This window comes from Flavobacterium sp. C4GT6 (genome assembly GCF_036347315.1).
GTDB lineage: Bacteria > Bacteroidota > Bacteroidia > Flavobacteriales > Flavobacteriaceae > Flavobacterium.
This window is the reverse complement of record NZ_JAZGZU010000004.1, coordinates 227,075-243,859: the sequence shown is the minus strand read 5'-3', so window position 1 is coordinate 243,859 and position 16,785 is coordinate 227,075. Positions and strand designations below refer to the sequence as shown.

The following is a 16,785-nucleotide window of genomic DNA, read 5'->3' as shown; positions in this document are numbered from 1 at the left end:
TATGGCAGATGTTACCATAAAAATAACAGACAGGGATGGTGTTATGCACGAAGTGCAGGCGCCTACTGATATGTCTATGAATATAATGGAGGTGGTTAGGGCTTACGAGCTTGCTCCCGAAGGTACCATTGGGGTATGTGGGGGTATGGCGATGTGTGCTTCCTGCCAGTGTTATGTGCTTAACGATGTAGAGTTACCTGAAATGGGACCCGATGAGGATGCCATGTTGGGCGAAGCATTTTACGTAAAGCCAAACAGTAGGCTGGGCTGTCAGATACCCGTTACAGAAGACTTAGAGGGGCTTGAAATTGAGCTCGCTCCCGAATCATAAAATAAAAAAAGCGTTCCAATCCGGAGCGCTTTTTTATTTTATATGTCTCGTCCTGAAATAAGTTGACACAAATTCGACTTATTTCAGGACGAGACAACTACAAAAAAGCCCCTTCATATGAAGGGGCTTTTAAGAGGTATGTTTTTAAAACATTATTGCTTTACGAATTTAAGCGTTGTGCTTTGTCCGTTTTTCTCAACTTTTACGAAGTAGATGCCGTTGCTGTATGAGCTTGCATCAATACTTAGGTTAGACTGAGAACTAACTTTAGCCTTAGCAACTATTTGTCCAAGGTTGTTGAATATAGTGTAGCTTTCCGGTAGCTCGTTATTTGGCATTGCAATATTTACAATGTTGTTAACCGGGTTAGGGTAAAGTTTTATTTGCTGTAATGTAGCTTCAAACTCAACGTTGTCTAAAGTAATACCAACACCAAAGTATGACATTTTTAGGAAACTAAAGTTACCATCTCCTTCTGCAAGCACTTCTCCGCCTGATGAAGTAACGCTATATCCTCCTGTTTCAAGTCCGTCACCCCCCATGTCCAGCATAACAAAAGTGTAACATTGGTTAGGATCTACAGTAACAGTTGTGGTATAAGTTTGATTATCGTCATATTCGCCTTCTGCGCCTATATAATAAGGATCTTCGTCACTATTTAGATTTGGGGTTCCCTGGTAAATCGCCCAGCCTATTTCATCTCCGTCATCATCTGTAGTAATAGTTACAATTATTTCTTCGGTGTCAGCATTTGGTATGTTTTCAATAACAATCGGTAAGCTGGTTACGTTATTTGAAGTGTTTTCGTCTTCATTTTCGTTAATAGTTGTAAGTGTTGCAGTTAGAGTGTATGAGCCAATAGCAGGTTGGAAAGAGTTTTCATCTGTAATTGTAGCCATTTCTCCAACAGCGATATTACCTGTCCATTCTATGGTTTGGATAGCAGTGCCGTTAAGTGCTACATTGATAGTTGCAGATGTAATAGTTTCTGTACCGCCATTGTATACTAAGAACGAAGGAGTCATGGTTCCGTCACAATCTAAGTTCGGACTTAGTAGGTTAAGTGAACCGTCAATATCATAGCTTATGCCCGGTTGACATCCGTCAGAAGTTATAAGTGATGCTCTTCTTGGAGAGTTTGCTAATACAGCCTGCATCCTGTCTTTTTGGTTTTGAGTGAAAACGTTTTGACATGAGTCATTTGTGTAGTCCATATAATTTTCAATCATATCAAGTCCCGGAGAACTTGGGCATGAATCCTGATCTTCGGGGCATCCGCTGTTAGCATATGCAGTTACAGGTGTATCTTCACAATAGTCATCTACGCTACAGTTTCCGTCTCCCCAAATATGTCTAAGACCAAAGTAGTGACCTGTTTCGTGAGTTGCAGTTCTACCTTTATCTCTTCCGCCAAACTGATCGTAAGTGCCTTCAGGATATATATCAGATGAACCACAGTATAAGTGTCCTAATACAACACCGTCAGTTTCTGCAAGAACCTCTCCTTCTATACCGTCTAATCCTGATTGTGTTGGGAATTGTGCATAACCTGCAAGTTCACCTATAGGTATACCCATATAACTTATATAGACATTGCTTACTACCCAAATATTAAGATATTTTGTTGGATCCCACTGAGTTTGTGGTTTAATGTTTTCTTCAACGGCATTCATTTCCCAGCCAAACACATCGTCTGTAGGGATGTAGTGTCTTGTAATACCCGATGTTGCAAAGCCGTTAGGGTCACGCTGTGCCAGGCAAAATTCAATTTCCATGTCGGCTCCTACAGGGTTTTCATTATAACCCGGAGTATCTGCCATTCTTCTGTAATCCTGATTTAAAACAGTGATTTGAGAAAGTATCTGCTCATCAGAAATGTTTTCTTCAGATCCTATTGCCGAACCATTGTGTATAACGTGGAACACCACAGGGATGGTTACAACCTGATTAGTTGTTTGTCCGTTTTTTAAAAAGTCTGAAGCTTTATTTTCCTGAATTTTTGGTGCAATCCATGCTTCAAATTCCGGAGTGCTGAACCTGTTAGCCGATTTTTGCTGTAAATAACTTTCGTATTCAGTTGTAGCGCATTTTACTACCGGTAATTTCGGTCCGAATTTTTTTACCGGATTGTTTTGACCAAAAGTAGTAATAGAGAATAAACCTGCTGCCAGTAACAGCGCGGTTTTTAGGTGTGTAATTTTTCTTATCATTGTAAGGGAATAAAATTTTTGCCGAAAATACATTAATATTTTATATGCGAGCCTTTTAAAAGGGGTTTTAACAAAAAATCCCGGATTAAAGTCCGGGATTTGAAAGTGTATTTTTATTTGTTTAAATAGATGCCATATCGTGGTGCATAATGTTTTCCTCAATGGCATTCCATAGCTCAATACGTTTGTCAAGAGCCTGTTTTGAAGCCTCTTCAACCTCTTTCCATTTTTGCTCGTTTTCGCCACATAGCTCGCTAATCATTTGCATTGCCATTGGACCATGCTCATCGGCATCCAGTTCTATGTGTCTTTCAAAATAATAAATAAGTTTTTCCAAGTTCGTTTCAGGGAAATTCTTCTGGAAGTTTCTGAGTATTTCTGTAAACATTGCCGGGATAAGATCTTCACGTCCAAAGGTAAATGCAGCGGCAATTTCATGTGGTTTACCCTGTTCAATAATTCTGAAAGTGAAGTCAATAAATTCTTTAATCTTTTCGTGCAGGTGACTTTGTTTTATGGAAACAAAAATGTTTTGGGTGTTCACTACGTCCTGTAAAAATGCTTTTACTTCGCTGGTGTTAGCGCCACATTCTTCCATTGCATCCACATACATTTCGTAGTGGCTTTGTCTTTTACCTTCTAAAGTGATATCGGTTTCTTCTGCCAGTACAATTTCATTGATAAGATATCTTATCTCTGCATTTCCTACCGGTAACCACGGAGTAGTGGTACAGGTAAGCTTTGATTGTAATGCTTTTAGCAGCGACATAAAATCCCAAACGGCATAAACGTGTCCTTCAAGAAAACACTTTAAATCGTCTATTGTTTTTACTTTGCTGTATAAAGAATGTTTTAACAGAAGGTCTTTTTGGGGTTGGATACTTTTGTTAACGGTATCTGTATTCATAGCATAGTTTTTTACAAAATTAAAAAAGCTTCTTTAGACAAAGAAGCTTTTAACAATTGATTTTTTAAATAAACGTATAATTTTTGCTTATATTTTATTTAAATGCTGCGTGACCGGTTATGTCAAGTCCTGTTATAAGCAGGTGAATATCGTGAGTACCTTCATAAGTAATAACACTTTCAAGGTTCATCATATGGCGCATTATAGAATATTCTCCTGTAATACCCATACCACCTAAAATTTGGCGGGCTTCGCGGGCAATGTGAAGAGCCATATCCACATTGTTTCTTTTTGCCATAGATATTTGTGCCGATGTAGCTTTACCTTCATTCCTTAAAACACCAAGTCTCCATGTTAAAAGTTGGGCTTTAGTGATTTCGGTAATCATTTCGGCAAGTTTTTTCTGTTGCAGCTGGGTAGCGGCAATAGGTTTGTCAAACTGTACACGCTCTTTTGCATAGCGAAGTGCAGTATCGTAACAATCCATGGCTGCACCTATGGCGCCCCATGCGATTCCGTAACGGGCAGAGTCAAGGCATCCAAGCGGACCACCTAACCCTGATTTATTTGGTAAAAGGTTTTCTTTAGGGACTTTTACATTGTCAAAAATAAGTTCACCGGTAGCCGATGCTCTTAGGGACCATTTGTTGTGAGTTTCGGGAGTAGAGAAGCCTTCCATGCCACGCTCTACAATAAGCCCGTGAATTCTTCCTTCTTCGTTTTTAGCCCATACCACAGCGATATCGGCAAACGGTGCGTTAGAGATCCACATTTTGGCACCGTTAAGCAGGTAATGGTCACCCATATCCTTGAAGTTGGTAATCATACCGGCAGGGTTAGAACCGTAGTCTGGCTCTGTTAAACCGAAACACCCCATAAACTCACCTGAAGCAAGTTTAGGAAGGTATTTTTTACGTTGCTCTTCGTTACCGTATTTCCAAATAGGGTACATAACAAGAGATGACTGTACTGATGCTGTTGAACGTACACCACTGTCACCTCTTTCTATTTCCTGCATTATAAGTCCGTAAGAGATTTGGTCTAAACCGGCACCTCCGTACTCTTCAGGAATGTAAGGCCCAAATGCACCAATATCGGCAAGGCCGCTAATAATTTGTTTTGGGAATTCTGCTTTTTGAGCATAATCCTCAATTATTGGAGATACTTCGCGTTTTACCCACTCGCGGGCAGCATCGCGAACCATTTTATGTTCGTCTGACAATAGTTCGTCAAGAAGATAGTAATCAGGAGCTTGAAATAAATCAGGTTTCATTTATAACGTTTTAGTTGATGGCAAAAGTAAAGAAGAATTGTAACAAATCCATAAAAAAATGTTGTATTTTTTATAGTAAGGTAAAAATGAAAGCGCTCCTGCTGTAGTAACAAGTGTGAAATTTAAAACCCGATAAGTTATGAAAGAGGAGGAGGGCTTACAGTTTTAAATAAAAATCTTTAGTAAGCTCGGTGTATTCCGGGGTGTATTGATGGCGTGCCGTTTCAATAACTAACTCGTAAAAAATTGTTTCAGCTTGTTGTCTGGTAAAAGCCATAAGGCTTCTTTTTATTTCGGTATCGGGAGTACCTTTAACTCTTGTAATTTTGGCTGGGTACAGGTCAAATTCAGCAGCAATGGCTATGAATTTTTCCTCTTCCTTAAAAGGAATGATAACCGAAAAGATACCGTTTTCAGATAATAATATCGCAGCGGCTTCAATAAGGTGTTCAAAAGGTAGTGATTCGGTAAAGCGGGCTTTATCCCTTTGTTCATTGCCTGATGAGTAGTTTTCGGAATAGAAAGGAGGGTTAGAAACGATAATGTCATACTCCTCATCGTGCAGTTCCTCAACAAACTCGTCCAGTCCTGCATGGTAGCAAAACAGGCGGTCGCCCCATTTGCTTTCTTCAAAATTCTCTACAGCCTGTTCGTAAGCCTCATCGTCAATTTCTATAGCGTCAATCTGTTCGGCAGTACTTCGTTGTGCCATCATTAAAGCTATTAGTCCGGTTCCGGCTCCAATATCAAGAATGCTAAACGGATGGTTGTCCACCGGTGCCCATGCTCCAAGCAATACGCCATCGGTACCTACTTTCATTGCACATCGGTCCTGCTGGATAGTAAATTGCTTAAACTGGAACATTTCTTAAAATTGAGATGTTAGAATTTAGATTTGTAAGATTAAAGATTGAGGTAGAGTATAGCCTGAAACAAATTAGATGTCAAGGTAAAGGTCTACCAGTCCTTCGGGAGTGTCAAGTATAATTTTTTTGTTTTCACGATCTACCTTTACAATGAAATCATCTATCATAGGGACAAGTATTTCTATATCGCCTTTAAGGATTTCAAAAAGAGGTTGGGCCGAAGTGTCGTTTACACCGGTTATTTTACCAATGTTGCCCAGTCGCAGGTCTTCGGCATCAAAGCCTATTATTTCGTGGAAGTAAAATTTATCGCCTTCCAGTTTAGGTAGCATGGAAAGGGGTAGGTATACTTCGCAGCCTAAAATCTTTTCGGCTTCTTCCTCGCTGTCTATGTCTTCAAAGCGGGTTCTTAAAAAGTCGCCCTTATGAATTGAAGATGATTCAATAAAAAATGGAACCAAGTGTTTGTTGAATTCAACAAACACTGATTCCATGTTTTCATACAAACCCGGCTCGTCGGTATCAAGATAGATAAGGACTTCGCCTTTATAGCTGAATTTTTTGGCGATCTTGCCTAAATAGAAACAATCTTCTTTACGCATAAATCGCAGTCAAATTAAGCTTGGGTTTCTTCTGTGTTTTCTTCTGAAGTTGTGTTTTCTTCAGCTTCAGCTGTAGTCTCTTCAGCAGCATCCTCAGCAACAGCAGCAGCTTCAGCTTCTTTCTTCGCAGCAATACGATCTTCGTTAACTTTTTTCTCTGCTTCAAGAGCTTTAGCTTTCGCGTCAGCTTTAGCAGTAGAAAGTCCGTCTTTCTTAGCGTTTACTTTCGAATCTTTTTGTTCTAACCAAGCAGCAAACTTAGCATCAGCCTGCTCCTGAGTAAGAGCACCTTTACGAACACCTCCGTCCAGGTGGTGTTTAAGTAAAGCACCTTTGTAAGAAAGGATAGCTCTTGCAGTGTCAGTTGGCTGAGCACCGTTGTGTAACCACTGTACAGCTGTTTCAACATTGATGTCGATAGTTGCAGGGTTAGTGTTAGGATTGTAAGTTCCTATTTTTTCAAGGAATTTACCATCTCTTTTTGAGCGGGAATCTGCCGCTACTACCCAGTAAAAAGGTTTTCCTTTTTTACCGTGTCTTTGTAATCTGATTTTTACAGGCATAATCTTTAGATTAAGTTTGAGGTACCCGACCTCTGTTAATTAAGGGTGCAAATATATAAAACTTTAGCTTACAAACTTTTTTTGCGTTAATTTTTATGAATTTTAGCGTTCAAAAAGTTCAAAATACATACTTTTATTGTGATTTATTATAATTTAATTAGGATATATGTCATAAAAAACTATTTTTGTCGTTGTAAAATTTGATACACCATTTCTTTAAGATATATTAATAATGAAAAAGATTTTATCACTACTAGTGCTGATGGTTACTTTTGCCTCATGTGAAGAAGACATCCAATTCAATAATCCGGCCGTGCAGGCAATGAGAGACGATGAGTTGTGGAGGGCAGTAGAGTACACCGCGACAAGAGAAACAGATAATTCACTTACCATACAGGCAACAAATGGTTTTGAAACCCTTATATTAAGGACTGCTTCTGTAGATCCGGGGGTTTACGAACTGGGTCTTAATGAGCAAAATAAGGCGTCTTATTCGGTTTCTGTTGACGGGATAGAGATGAACTATCAGACAGGTACTGACTTAGGTGATGGAAAAATTGAAATACTAGCTGAGGATACCGACTTAACCCAAGGCTTTATAACGGGTACCTTCCGTTTTAATGCAGTTGAGGATGACGGAACGGTAGTTAACTTCAGGAGCGGTGTTTTTTACAGAGTGCCAATACAGCCGGTAGGCCAATAATAAAGAAAACAAAAGCCATCCTAAACGGATGGCTTTTTTATTTGCAAATTATATGTGTTAAGAATTTATTAAGCGTGTAAAGACTTCATTTTGAGCCGTCCGTAAGGATGGTTTTTTTGTTTTTATTGTTGACTGAAAAACTGTATTTTTGAAAAGTTACCCCGAGGGGATTGCTTTTCTTTTAACTTCCAAATAATTAACCGGTTATGTACTTGATTTTTGATACCGAAACCACCGGATTACCTAAACGATGGGACGCTCCCGTTAGCGATACCGATAACTGGCCGCGCTGTATACAAATAGCATGGCAGCTGCATGATGAGATGGGGCAGCTTATAGAGCATCAGGATTATTTAATTAAACCTGATGGCTTTAATATTCCCTATGACGCCGAACGTATTCATGGTATATCTACAGAACTTGCTATGGAGCAGGGTGTAGAGCTCGAGGGTGTATTGGAGAAGTTTAATGAAGCAATGGCGAAAGCCAAATTTATAGTAGGACAAAATGTTGGCTTTGACGTTAACATTATGGGAAGTGAGTACTACAGGTTTGGTGTAGATACTCCGTTACAGGATATGAAGATACTGGATACCTGTACCGAGGTTACTGCCGAACTGCTTAAAATACCCGGAGGTCGTGGAGGTAAATTTAAACTACCCACACTAACCGAGCTTCACGAATATTTATTTGGAGAACCTTTTGCCGAAGCTCACAATGCAACTGCCGACGTTGAGGCTACCACACGTTGTTTCCTTGAACTGGTTAAAAGGGAAATATTTACTTTAGAGGAGCTTGATGTACCGCCTACTTATTACCATGAGTTTAAGGAGGCTAATCCGCAAACCATACAGCTAATAGGGTTAAAACACATTAATCTTAAAGCAGCTTCCCAAGAGGTAAGAAAACGCCTTGATAAATTAAAAGGTGCTCAGGAAGTAAGCCATGTTACCGAAGAACTTAAGCAGGACTTAAAAGAGGTGGAGTTTGTGCACCTGCATAACCACACTCAGTTCTCGGTACTGCAGTCTACCATAGCGGTGCCTAACCTGGTTAAGGCGGCGGCAAAACATAAAATGCCGGCGGTAGCCATGACCGATCATGCTAACATGATGGGGGCATTCCACTTTGTGAGTAACGTACTTAATCATAATAAAGCAGCCGAAGCAAAAAACAAGGAGCTTATAGAGAATGGTGAAGAACCTACCGAGGTAACTATGAAACCTATTGTAGGTTGTGAGTTTTTTGTTTGTGAAGATCATAAAGACAAATCAAGAAAAGACAACGGTTACCAAATTGTAATGCTGGCTAAAAATAAAAATGGCTATCACAATTTGGCAAAAATGGCATCTATAGCCTATACCGCAGGTTTTTACTATGTGCCTAGGATTGATAAAAAAGTTATAGAGCAGTATAAGGAAGATATAATTGTACTTTCGGGTAACCTGTATGGTGAGATTCCTAATAAGGTTTTGAATATAGGTGAAAACCAGGCAGAGGAAGCTTTGCTGTGGTGGAAAAATCAGTTTGCTGATGACTTTTATATAGAGCTTATGCGTCACGGCCAGGAAGATGAGAATCGTGTAAACGACTCACTTATCAGGCTTGCCAAAAAACACGACGTAAAGCTTATTGCTACAAACAACACCTACTATGTAGATAAGGATGATGCCCATGCCCACGATATTTTACTATGTGTAAAGGATGGCGAGAAGCTGGCTACGCCAAAGGGACGTGGTAGAGGTTTCCGTTACGGGCTTCCTAATAACGAATACTACTTCAAATCAGGGGAGGAGATGAAAAAGCTCTTTGCCGATTTACCTGAGGCTATTGTTAATGTTCAGGATATAGTAGATAAGATAGAGATATACTCGCTTTACCGTGATGTACTTCTTCCTAAGTTTGATATTCCGGAAGAATTTCAGGTGGAAGAAGATAATGAAGACGGAGGTAAACGCGGTGAGAATAAATTTTTAAGGCACCTTACTTATGAAGGAGCTAAAAGAAGATATGAGGAAATTACCGATGATATAAGGGAAAGGCTTGACTTTGAGCTTAAAACCATCGAGAATACCGGTTATCCGGGGTACTTCCTTATTGTACAGGATTTTATTGCCGAGGCAAGAAATCTTGGGGTTTCCGTTGGGCCGGGCCGTGGTTCGGCAGCAGGATCGGCGGTAGCCTACTGTTTGGGTATTACCAATATCGACCCTATTGCTTACGATCTCCTTTTTGAGCGTTTCCTTAACCCTGACCGTGTATCGATGCCCGATATTGATATCGACTTTGATGATGAAGGTCGTGGTCGTGTAATGGATTATGTAATCAATAAATATGGAGCGAGCCAGGTAGCGCAGATTATTACCTATGGTACCATGGCGGCAAAATCGTCCATACGTGATACGGCGAGAGTACTTGATCTTCCGCTTTTTGAAGCCGATAAGATTGCTAAGCTTATCCCGAACATGAAACTGGCCAAGATATTTAATCTTGACCCAAATGCGCTTAAGGGTGCGTTACGTTCGGAAGAGTTTGAAAAGGTTCAGGAGCTTATAGGTATGGCAGATGCCGGAGACCTTGCGGGTGAAACCATTCAGCAGGCAAAAGTACTGGAGGGTTCACTTCGTAATACGGGTATCCACGCCTGTGGGGTTATTATTACACCCGATGATATTACCAACTTCGTTCCGGTATCACTGGCAAAGGATTCTGATTTGTATGTTACCCAGTTCGATAACTCGGTGGTGGAGAGTGCCGGACTCCTTAAAATGGATTTCCTGGGGTTAAAGACTCTTACCCTGATAAAAGATACGGTGAAGCTGGTAAAATACCGTTTTGATATAGACCTTGATCCTGATAATTTCCCGATAGACGATAAAAAGACGTATGAGCTTTTCCAGCGTGGTGAAACTGTAGGTGTGTTCCAGTACGAATCGCCCGGTATGCAAAAGTACATGAAGGACTTAAAGCCTACCGTGTTTGCCGATCTTATTGCCATGAACGCCCTGTACCGTCCGGGACCGTTGGAATATATTCCTAGTTTCGTAAGAAGGAAAAATGGGGAGGAAGAAATCAAATACGATCTTGAAGCCTGTGAGGAGTACCTAAAGGAAACCTATGGTATTACAGTATACCAGGAGCAGGTAATGCTACTGTCGCAAAAGCTGGCGGGCTTTACCAAAGGTGAGGCCGACGTACTGCGTAAGGCGATGGGTAAAAAGCAAAAGGACGTACTGGATAAAATGAAACCCAAGTTTGTGGAGCAGGCCGCTGCAAAAGGGCATGATGCTACAGTACTGGAGAAAATATGGAAAGACTGGGAGGCTTTTGCGAGTTACGCCTTCAACAAGTCGCACTCTACCTGTTATGCATGGGTAGCCTATCAAACGGCTTACCTAAAGGCACATTATCCGGCAGAGTATATGGCTGCAGTGCTTTCCAATAACATGAATGATATTAAGCAGGTATCTTTCTTTATGGAGGAATGTAAGCGAATGGGCTTGCAGGTACTTGGACCCGATGTGAACGAATCGTTCTATAAGTTTACGGTAAACGATCAGGGTGCGGTACGTTTTGGTATGGGGGCAATTAAAGGTGTGGGTGCCGGTGCTGTTGATACCATTGTTGAGAACCGTAAAGACGGAAGATACCGATCTATATTTGACTTGGCCAAACGTATTGATTTGCGTGCCGCCAATAAAAAAGCATTTGAAAACCTGGCGCTGGCAGGAGGGTTTGACTGTTTTACTGATACCCAAAGGGCGCAGTACTTCCACCATGAGGAGGGGGATAATATTACCTTCCTTGAGAAGGCAATACGTTATGGAGCCAAGTATCAGGAAAATGAGAATTCCTCTCAGGTGAGTCTTTTTGGTGAGTCGAGCGACGTGCAGATACCCGAACCGGTAATTCCGGCATGTGAGGAGTGGAGTACTATGGAAAAACTTGCCAAGGAGAAAGAGGTAGTAGGGATCTATATATCGGGTCACCCGCTGGATGATTATAAGTTTGAGATGAAATACTTTTGTAATGCCAGGCTTGATGCGTTAAAAAGCCTGGAACAGCATGTAAGTAAGAATCTTAGTTTCGGCGGTATCATTTCAAATGTGCAGCATCGTATAGCTAAAAATGGTAAAGGATGGGCATCATTTATGCTGGAAGGTTATGACGAGAGTTATGAGTTCCGTATTTATGGAGAGGAGTATTTAAAGTTCAGACATTTCCTTATCCCGAACAACTTTACCTATATGAAGATACTGGTGCGTGAAGGTTGGGTAAATGCCGAAGGGAAACGCGGTGAGCCGAGAATACAGTTTATAGCGATACAGTACCTTCAGGATGTGCTTACCACTTTTGCTAAAAAACTCATCATACAGTTTAATATTACCGAACTGCAGGAACAGCTAATTATTCATTTAAATGAGTTGTTTATGCATAACAAGGGGGATCATTCGGTACAGTTTGAGGTAATGGAGCTGGAACGTGTTAAACGCAAAGTTGAGGTGGCTGCCGTAGCCGATGAACAGCTGGACGGCGAAGCTGAGGCTGAACTTGATGGTGAAATGCCGGAAAGCGTAATGACTGATGTAGAGGATATACAGGTGGTTACAAAGGTGACTATGCCAAGCCGTAAGCTGAAGGTTAAAATTTCAAATGAGCTTTTGCACGAACTTGAAAAGTTACAACTTAATTTTAAGCTAAATTAAATTTTTGATAGGTTACGTCTATTTATTCATAATTAAAACTAATAAACGTTTCACTTTTCAATTAAATATTTATACCTATTTTTGTTCTTTATAAACTTAACTATTTATATATAATAATATGGCAAAGGAAATCACAGATGCTACATTTGACGAAGTAGTATTAAAATCAGATAAACCGGTTTTGGTAGATTTTTGGGCTGCATGGTGTGGTCCTTGTAGGATGGTAGGTCCTATCATCGAAGAGATTAGCTCAGAGTATGACGGAAAAGCTGTTGTAGGTAAAGTAGACGTAGATGCTAACCAGGAGTTTGCTGCTAAATATGGTGTTAGAAACATCCCAACTGTATTAGTATTCCAAAACGGAGAAGTTGTTGGAAGACAGGTAGGTGTTGCGCCAAAGCAAACATATACTGATGCTATTGACGCGTTACTATAATCAGTTTTTGTAACAATATACATGAATCCCGGGCCATGCCCGGGATTTTTGTTTTTAAAGGGTTAATGAGTTGTTTCCAGTTTCTCCCTTTTTTCTTCATAATGTTCGTTATCCCATTTTGCCAGCTGTATAATTATTGGGATAAGCGTACGTCCTTTATCTGTCAGGTTATATTCTACCCTTGGAGGTAGTTCCCTGTATTCGGTACGGTTTAAAATACCGTCTTCTTCCAGTTCCTTTAGGGTGGTGGTGAGTACTTTTTTTGATATACTGCCTATAATGGCATGTATTTGTCCAAAACGTGCTGTACGTTCCCTTAGTGCATAAATCACTATAGGCTTCCATTTAGAGCCCAGTATCGCCATAGAGCGGTGCATGGGGCAGTCGCTGTATTTAAAAATATTTCTTGCCATAATGGTTACTTGTTGGTTACCACTTTAAACTCTTTATAGTTACAAAAGTAAACTATTATCAGTTACTTTGTGTAACTATTTAGGTAATAGTGCTATTCGCATAGCTAAATAATTTAAGAACCTTAAAAAATTAAAAACAGGAAAATGAATTTAGACGCCCTTTTTAATCCGTTTCAATATAAAGGACTTACCCTTAAAAATCGTTTTGTAATGGCACCGATGACCCGTGCTTTTGCCACAGATGGTGTGCCTAACGAACAGATAGCCGACTACTACTCACGCCGTGCCGCTGCCGGTGTGGGGCTTATACTTACCGAGGGTACAGTTATAAACAGGCCTGCCTCAAAAAATATGAAAGATATTCCTAATTTCTATGGAGAAGAGGCTTTGGCAAACTGGGGCAAGGTAGCACAGGCTGTGCATAATAAGGGAGGATTAATCGCTCCGCAAATATGGCATGTAGGGAATACACAGGCAGGTACATGGTTGCCCGAAGCTCCGCTTGAAAGTCCTGATACCATGACGCTACAGGATATACAAGCTACGATTAATGCCTTTGCCGAAGCTGCAAAAAACGCAAAAGCTTTAGGTTTTGATGCATTAGAGATTCATGGTGCACACGGATATTTGATAGACCAGTTCTTTTGGGCTGAAACCAATCACAGGACCGATGAATATGGTGGGAAAACGTTAAAAGAGCGCAGTCGCTTTGCGCTTGATGTGGTTAAGGCTATTCGTGAGGCTGTAGGGCCTGATTTTGTAATTATCCTTCGTCTTTCACAATGGAAACAGCAGGATTATACCGTGCAACTGGCACACACCCCTGCCGAACTGGAAGAATGGCTGGTGCCACTTGTTGAAGCCGGAGTGGATATTTTTCATGGCTCACAAAGAAGATATTGGGAGGCGGAGTTTGATGGTAGTGACCTGAATTTTGCCGGATGGATTAAAAAAGTAACCGGTCAGCCTACTATTACAGTTGGTTCTGTAGGACTTTCAGATGATTTCATGGGTGTATGGACAGGTCAGGGTGCCGAAACTACTAAAATAGATGAGCTGTTACGTCGATTTGAGCGCGGTGATTTTGATTTGGTTGCTGTAGGCCGTTCTCTTTTGCAGGATCCGCAATGGGTACAAAAAGTAAAAACGGGAAGCTTTGAGGATATTAAGCCTTTTGAGGCTGCCAGCGTACAAAAACTATATTAATTGATTTTAGCTTATCAGGCTAAGTGAGTCCGGGGCAATACTGCTTCGGGCTTTTTTATTTTCAGTATTTTTTAAAAAAAAATTATTCATCAGGCAACCTGAAGAATAAAAATTCCGTCTTTCAGATATAAACCAATTAAACAGAGCTTGAAAATTATCCGGTTACATACTTCTGACGAAGCTGCTATTAAAAAGGTACTGCAGGGAGACAGCAGGGCCGAAAAGCAGCTTTATGACCGCTATGCAGCAAAAATGCTTGGTGTTTGCAGGATGTATATTAAAGATATGCATTATGCCGAAGATGTAATGATACAGGGTTTTACCCGTGCGCTGGATAATTTGGGCAGGTTTAGGTTTGAAGGAAGTTTTGAAGGCTGGTTAAGGCGTATAATGGTTAGGGAGTCTATAGACTTTTTGAGGCAACGCACCCAGCTTTATTTTGAAGATATAACACAAGTGGAAGCAGGGCCTGTTATAACCGATAATCAGGATATGGATGCCGAGCTGCTCCAGTTACTGATTGATAAACTTCCCGAAGGCTACCGTACCGTGCTTGTAATGTTTGCGGTAGAGGGTTACAGCCATAAAGAGATAGCAGAGGTGCTAAACATTAGTGAGAACACATCAAAATCACAATTGTTCAAGGCTAGGAAACAACTGCAGGAACAATTGGAAAAAGTAAGAAGAATTGAAAATGAAAGATAGGAACCTTGAACAACAATTAGCAGACAAGCTAGGCAACCGAAGTATTACACCTTCGGCGAAAGCCTGGGATCGTATTGCGAATAACAGGCAACAGGGTAAAACCCAAAAGAAAAAGAAAAAGATGTTTGCCTATTATGCGGCAGCTGCAGTGTTTTTCCTTTTGGCCTCAGGGTATGTGTTCCTTATGCAAAATAAAACCGATGTTATTATAACAGAACCACAGGTTGTGGATGGTGGAGAGGTTGCAACTCCGGTATTACCATCAGAAGAGGCTGTTGTTAGTAAATCTGTAGAAATAAAAGAAACAGAGGCAGTAGCTTATAAAAAGCCTGAGGTTTTGGTTAAAAAACATAGTGTTGAGGTTGTTGCTGAAAAACAGGAAATGGCTTCGGTAGGTAACAAAGAGGTTGTGATAAAGAAAAAACAACCCAAATTCAATTTGCATGTTGAGCCTATAGAGGCACTTGTTTCTATAGAAGAGGACGAGTTCTATGAGCAGGAAACCGATATGCTTTTAGAAGAAGCTATAAAAGACGTCGCAGCAAACAAATATTTATCTAATACTACAAACGATACCGCCCTGCTGAAAGAGGTAGAGGCAGAAATGGATGAATACTACCGTGAAAAGGCTATGAGTATATTTTCACTTAAACATAAAACCATACGCATAGCGGTTAAAGACAAACAATAACTTCAATTTTTTAAATTATGAAACGCACCTTATTGTGTATCGCCTTTTTGGCGACAGGGATTTTTTTGCCTAAAGTTAACGCCCAAACCAGGAATGATACTGTAAAAGAACTATCTGCAAAGGAGAAGAAAAAGGCCGAACTGGATGAACGTGAAAAAGAATATTATGCGAGGGTAAAGCAAAACATGCTTGATGATCTTAAGGAAGAAAAGCAAAATATTATTGAGAACGAAAAGTTTGAACTTAAAAAAATTGTTGCAGATATAGACAAGAAACTTGAGAAAGGAGAAATAGATCAGGAAAAAGCTACTGCCCTTAAAAAGGAGGCGGCAAAACGATCGGCATTGAATATAGATAACAGGACGGCTATTATAGAAAACCAGATAGCGCTTACCGAAAGGGATATGGCTATGTATAGTTACAAACCCAATACAGGGGCTTATATAGCTTTAGGATTTGGTAATGTAGTTGATGAGAAAGGGAGTTTTTTATTAGGTATAGATTATAAAGGACTGGATAAAAAAACTAAGTATGATAAACGTACCTATAGGGATGTAGTGCTTAAATCGGGATTTGTGAATGCTGTGGGTGATGGGCAAACCATAGGAGACAGTTATAAATTTTGGAGAAGTAGCGGGTTTGAGTTAGGCCTGGCTTTTAAAACAAGACTTTTAAAGGATTCAAATTATTTCAGGCTGTCTTATGGTTTGTCGTATCAAATCAGTATGTACTCTCCGGGGAAGGATAAGTATTTTGTGAATGATAACGGTAAAACAATAGTGCAGCAGTTTCCGTATGAACTTAAAAATAGTTTCCTGCGAACAGAAAATCTTGTAGTACCGGTACATCTTGAGTTTGGTCCTTCAAAGAAAAAAGAATACAAAGATTATTTCAGGTATGATACCACTACCAGTTTTAAAGTAGGTTTAGGTGGTTATGTGGGAGTAAATACAGGGGCTGTACAACGACTGCAATATGAGATAGACGGTAAAAAGGTAGTGGATAAAAACAGGGCAGACTATAACGTGAACAAATTTGTGTACGGACTGGACGGATATGTAGGTTTTGGGGCGGTTAGTCTTTTTGCGCGATATGAGCTAAATCCTATTTTTGAGAATTCTACTTATAAGGAACATGCCGTATCGTTTGGAGTGAGGTTCGATTTGTAAAGGC

At 40.2% G+C, this 16,785-nt stretch carries 15 protein-coding genes; 8 read left to right on the top strand and 7 right to left on the bottom strand.

Annotation, left to right across the window (positions count from 1 at the left end; all coding sequences use genetic code 11):
• The first annotated feature begins 1 nt into the window (after position 1).
• Entirely contained in the window at positions 2-331 is a 330-nt protein-coding gene (locus tag V3Z67_RS07330) for a ferredoxin (RefSeq protein WP_330442683.1), read from the top strand.
• Between the two features lie 152 nt (positions 332-483).
• Here V3Z67_RS07330 and V3Z67_RS07325 read toward each other — a convergent pair whose 3' ends face one another.
• From V3Z67_RS07325 to V3Z67_RS07300, 6 genes are all read right to left on the bottom strand, one after another.
• The gene (locus V3Z67_RS07325; RefSeq protein ID WP_330442682.1) at positions 484-2,541 is read right to left on the bottom strand and encodes a T9SS type A sorting domain-containing protein; all 2,058 of its coding nucleotides are present in this window, start codon (positions 2,539-2,541) and stop codon (positions 484-486) included.
• Between the two features lie 121 nt (positions 2,542-2,662).
• A complete protein-coding gene (locus V3Z67_RS07320) occupies positions 2,663-3,448 on the bottom strand; it encodes a DUF3050 domain-containing protein (protein ID WP_330442681.1) in 786 nt (261 codons plus the stop codon).
• A gap of 94 nt (positions 3,449-3,542) precedes the next feature.
• Positions 3,543-4,721 carry an acyl-CoA dehydrogenase family protein gene (locus V3Z67_RS07315; RefSeq protein WP_330442680.1) on the bottom strand — a complete coding sequence of 393 codons (1,179 nt, stop codon included), beginning with the start codon at positions 4,719-4,721 and terminating at the stop codon, positions 3,543-3,545.
• Between the two features lie 157 nt (positions 4,722-4,878).
• A complete protein-coding gene (locus V3Z67_RS07310) occupies positions 4,879-5,586 on the bottom strand; it encodes a tRNA1(Val) (adenine(37)-N6)-methyltransferase (protein ID WP_330442679.1) in 708 nt (235 codons plus the stop codon).
• 72 nt (positions 5,587-5,658) lie between these two features.
• On the bottom strand, positions 5,659-6,189 hold the full coding sequence (rimM, locus tag V3Z67_RS07305; RefSeq protein ID WP_035134429.1) for a ribosome maturation factor RimM: 531 nt from the start codon (positions 6,187-6,189) through the stop codon (positions 5,659-5,661).
• Between the two features lie 14 nt (positions 6,190-6,203).
• Positions 6,204-6,752: a 30S ribosomal protein S16 gene (locus V3Z67_RS07300; protein WP_035134427.1), complete on the bottom strand. Its 549-nt coding sequence runs from the start codon at positions 6,750-6,752 to the stop codon at positions 6,204-6,206.
• A gap of 232 nt (positions 6,753-6,984) precedes the next feature.
• Here V3Z67_RS07300 and V3Z67_RS07295 point away from each other — a divergent pair, with 232 nt between their 5' ends.
• The 3 genes from V3Z67_RS07295 to trxA all read left to right on the top strand — a co-directional run bounded on the left by V3Z67_RS07295 (position 6,985) and on the right by trxA (position 12,597).
• Positions 6,985-7,455, top strand: coding sequence for a DUF6252 family protein (locus V3Z67_RS07295; RefSeq protein WP_035134425.1), 471 nt, complete (start codon positions 6,985-6,987; stop codon positions 7,453-7,455).
• Positions 7,456-7,661: 206 nt separating this feature from the next.
• Entirely contained in the window at positions 7,662-12,161 is a 4,500-nt protein-coding gene (dnaE, locus tag V3Z67_RS07290) for a DNA polymerase III subunit alpha (RefSeq protein ID WP_330442678.1), read from the top strand.
• A 118-nt stretch (positions 12,162-12,279) separates the two neighbouring features.
• Positions 12,280-12,597 (top strand): thioredoxin, encoded by a 318-nt coding sequence (gene trxA, locus V3Z67_RS07285; protein ID WP_035134421.1) that lies wholly within the window; start codon positions 12,280-12,282, stop codon positions 12,595-12,597.
• Between the two features lie 62 nt (positions 12,598-12,659).
• On the opposite strand, the gene V3Z67_RS07280 is transcribed toward trxA, so the two are convergent.
• Positions 12,660-13,010 carry a winged helix-turn-helix transcriptional regulator gene (locus V3Z67_RS07280; RefSeq protein ID WP_330442677.1) on the bottom strand — a complete coding sequence of 117 codons (351 nt, stop codon included), beginning with the start codon at positions 13,008-13,010 and terminating at the stop codon, positions 12,660-12,662.
• 144 nt (positions 13,011-13,154) lie between these two features.
• On the opposite strand from V3Z67_RS07280, the gene V3Z67_RS07275 reads away from it, so the two are divergent.
• The 4 genes from V3Z67_RS07275 to V3Z67_RS07260 all read left to right on the top strand — a co-directional run bounded on the left by V3Z67_RS07275 (position 13,155) and on the right by V3Z67_RS07260 (position 16,781).
• Positions 13,155-14,216 carry an NADH:flavin oxidoreductase gene (locus V3Z67_RS07275; protein WP_330442676.1) on the top strand — a complete coding sequence of 354 codons (1,062 nt, stop codon included), beginning with the start codon at positions 13,155-13,157 and terminating at the stop codon, positions 14,214-14,216.
• Between the two features lie 147 nt (positions 14,217-14,363).
• Positions 14,364-14,921 (top strand): RNA polymerase sigma factor, encoded by a 558-nt coding sequence (locus V3Z67_RS07270; protein WP_330442675.1) that lies wholly within the window; start codon positions 14,364-14,366, stop codon positions 14,919-14,921.
• Positions 14,911-15,612 carry a hypothetical protein gene (locus V3Z67_RS07265; protein WP_330442674.1) on the top strand — a complete coding sequence of 234 codons (702 nt, stop codon included), beginning with the start codon at positions 14,911-14,913 and terminating at the stop codon, positions 15,610-15,612. The genes V3Z67_RS07270 and V3Z67_RS07265 overlap by 11 nt, the downstream gene beginning before the upstream one ends.
• A gap of 17 nt (positions 15,613-15,629) precedes the next feature.
• The gene (locus tag V3Z67_RS07260; RefSeq protein ID WP_330442673.1) at positions 15,630-16,781 is read left to right on the top strand and encodes a hypothetical protein; all 1,152 of its coding nucleotides are present in this window, start codon (positions 15,630-15,632) and stop codon (positions 16,779-16,781) included.
• The last annotated feature ends 4 nt before the right edge of the window (positions 16,782-16,785 follow it).

Excerpts from the sequence above, each read along its gene's own strand:
- dnaE (WP_330442678.1), top strand. The coding sequence starts at position 7,662 with ATGTACTTGATTTTTGATACCGAAACCACCGGATTACCTAAACGATGG.
- trxA (WP_035134421.1), top strand. The coding sequence starts at position 12,280 with ATGGCAAAGGAAATCACAGATGCTACATTTGACGAAGTAGTATTAAAA.
- V3Z67_RS07310 (WP_330442679.1), bottom strand. The coding sequence starts at position 5,586 with ATGTTCCAGTTTAAGCAATTTACTATCCAGCAGGACCGATGTGCAATG.
- V3Z67_RS07280 (WP_330442677.1), bottom strand. The coding sequence starts at position 13,010 with ATGGCAAGAAATATTTTTAAATACAGCGACTGCCCCATGCACCGCTCT.
- V3Z67_RS07325 (WP_330442682.1), bottom strand. The coding sequence starts at position 2,541 with ATGATAAGAAAAATTACACACCTAAAAACCGCGCTGTTACTGGCAGCA.
- V3Z67_RS07275 (WP_330442676.1), top strand. The coding sequence starts at position 13,155 with ATGAATTTAGACGCCCTTTTTAATCCGTTTCAATATAAAGGACTTACC.
- V3Z67_RS07300 (WP_035134427.1), bottom strand. The coding sequence starts at position 6,752 with ATGCCTGTAAAAATCAGATTACAAAGACACGGTAAAAAAGGAAAACCT.
- V3Z67_RS07315 (WP_330442680.1), bottom strand. The coding sequence starts at position 4,721 with ATGAAACCTGATTTATTTCAAGCTCCTGATTACTATCTTCTTGACGAA.
- V3Z67_RS07260 (WP_330442673.1), top strand. The coding sequence starts at position 15,630 with ATGAAACGCACCTTATTGTGTATCGCCTTTTTGGCGACAGGGATTTTT.
- V3Z67_RS07320 (WP_330442681.1), bottom strand. The coding sequence starts at position 3,448 with ATGAATACAGATACCGTTAACAAAAGTATCCAACCCCAAAAAGACCTT.
- V3Z67_RS07265 (WP_330442674.1), top strand. The coding sequence starts at position 14,911 with ATGAAAGATAGGAACCTTGAACAACAATTAGCAGACAAGCTAGGCAAC.
- rimM (WP_035134429.1), bottom strand. The coding sequence starts at position 6,189 with ATGCGTAAAGAAGATTGTTTCTATTTAGGCAAGATCGCCAAAAAATTC.
- V3Z67_RS07330 (WP_330442683.1), top strand. The coding sequence starts at position 2 with ATGGCAGATGTTACCATAAAAATAACAGACAGGGATGGTGTTATGCAC.
- V3Z67_RS07295 (WP_035134425.1), top strand. The coding sequence starts at position 6,985 with ATGAAAAAGATTTTATCACTACTAGTGCTGATGGTTACTTTTGCCTCA.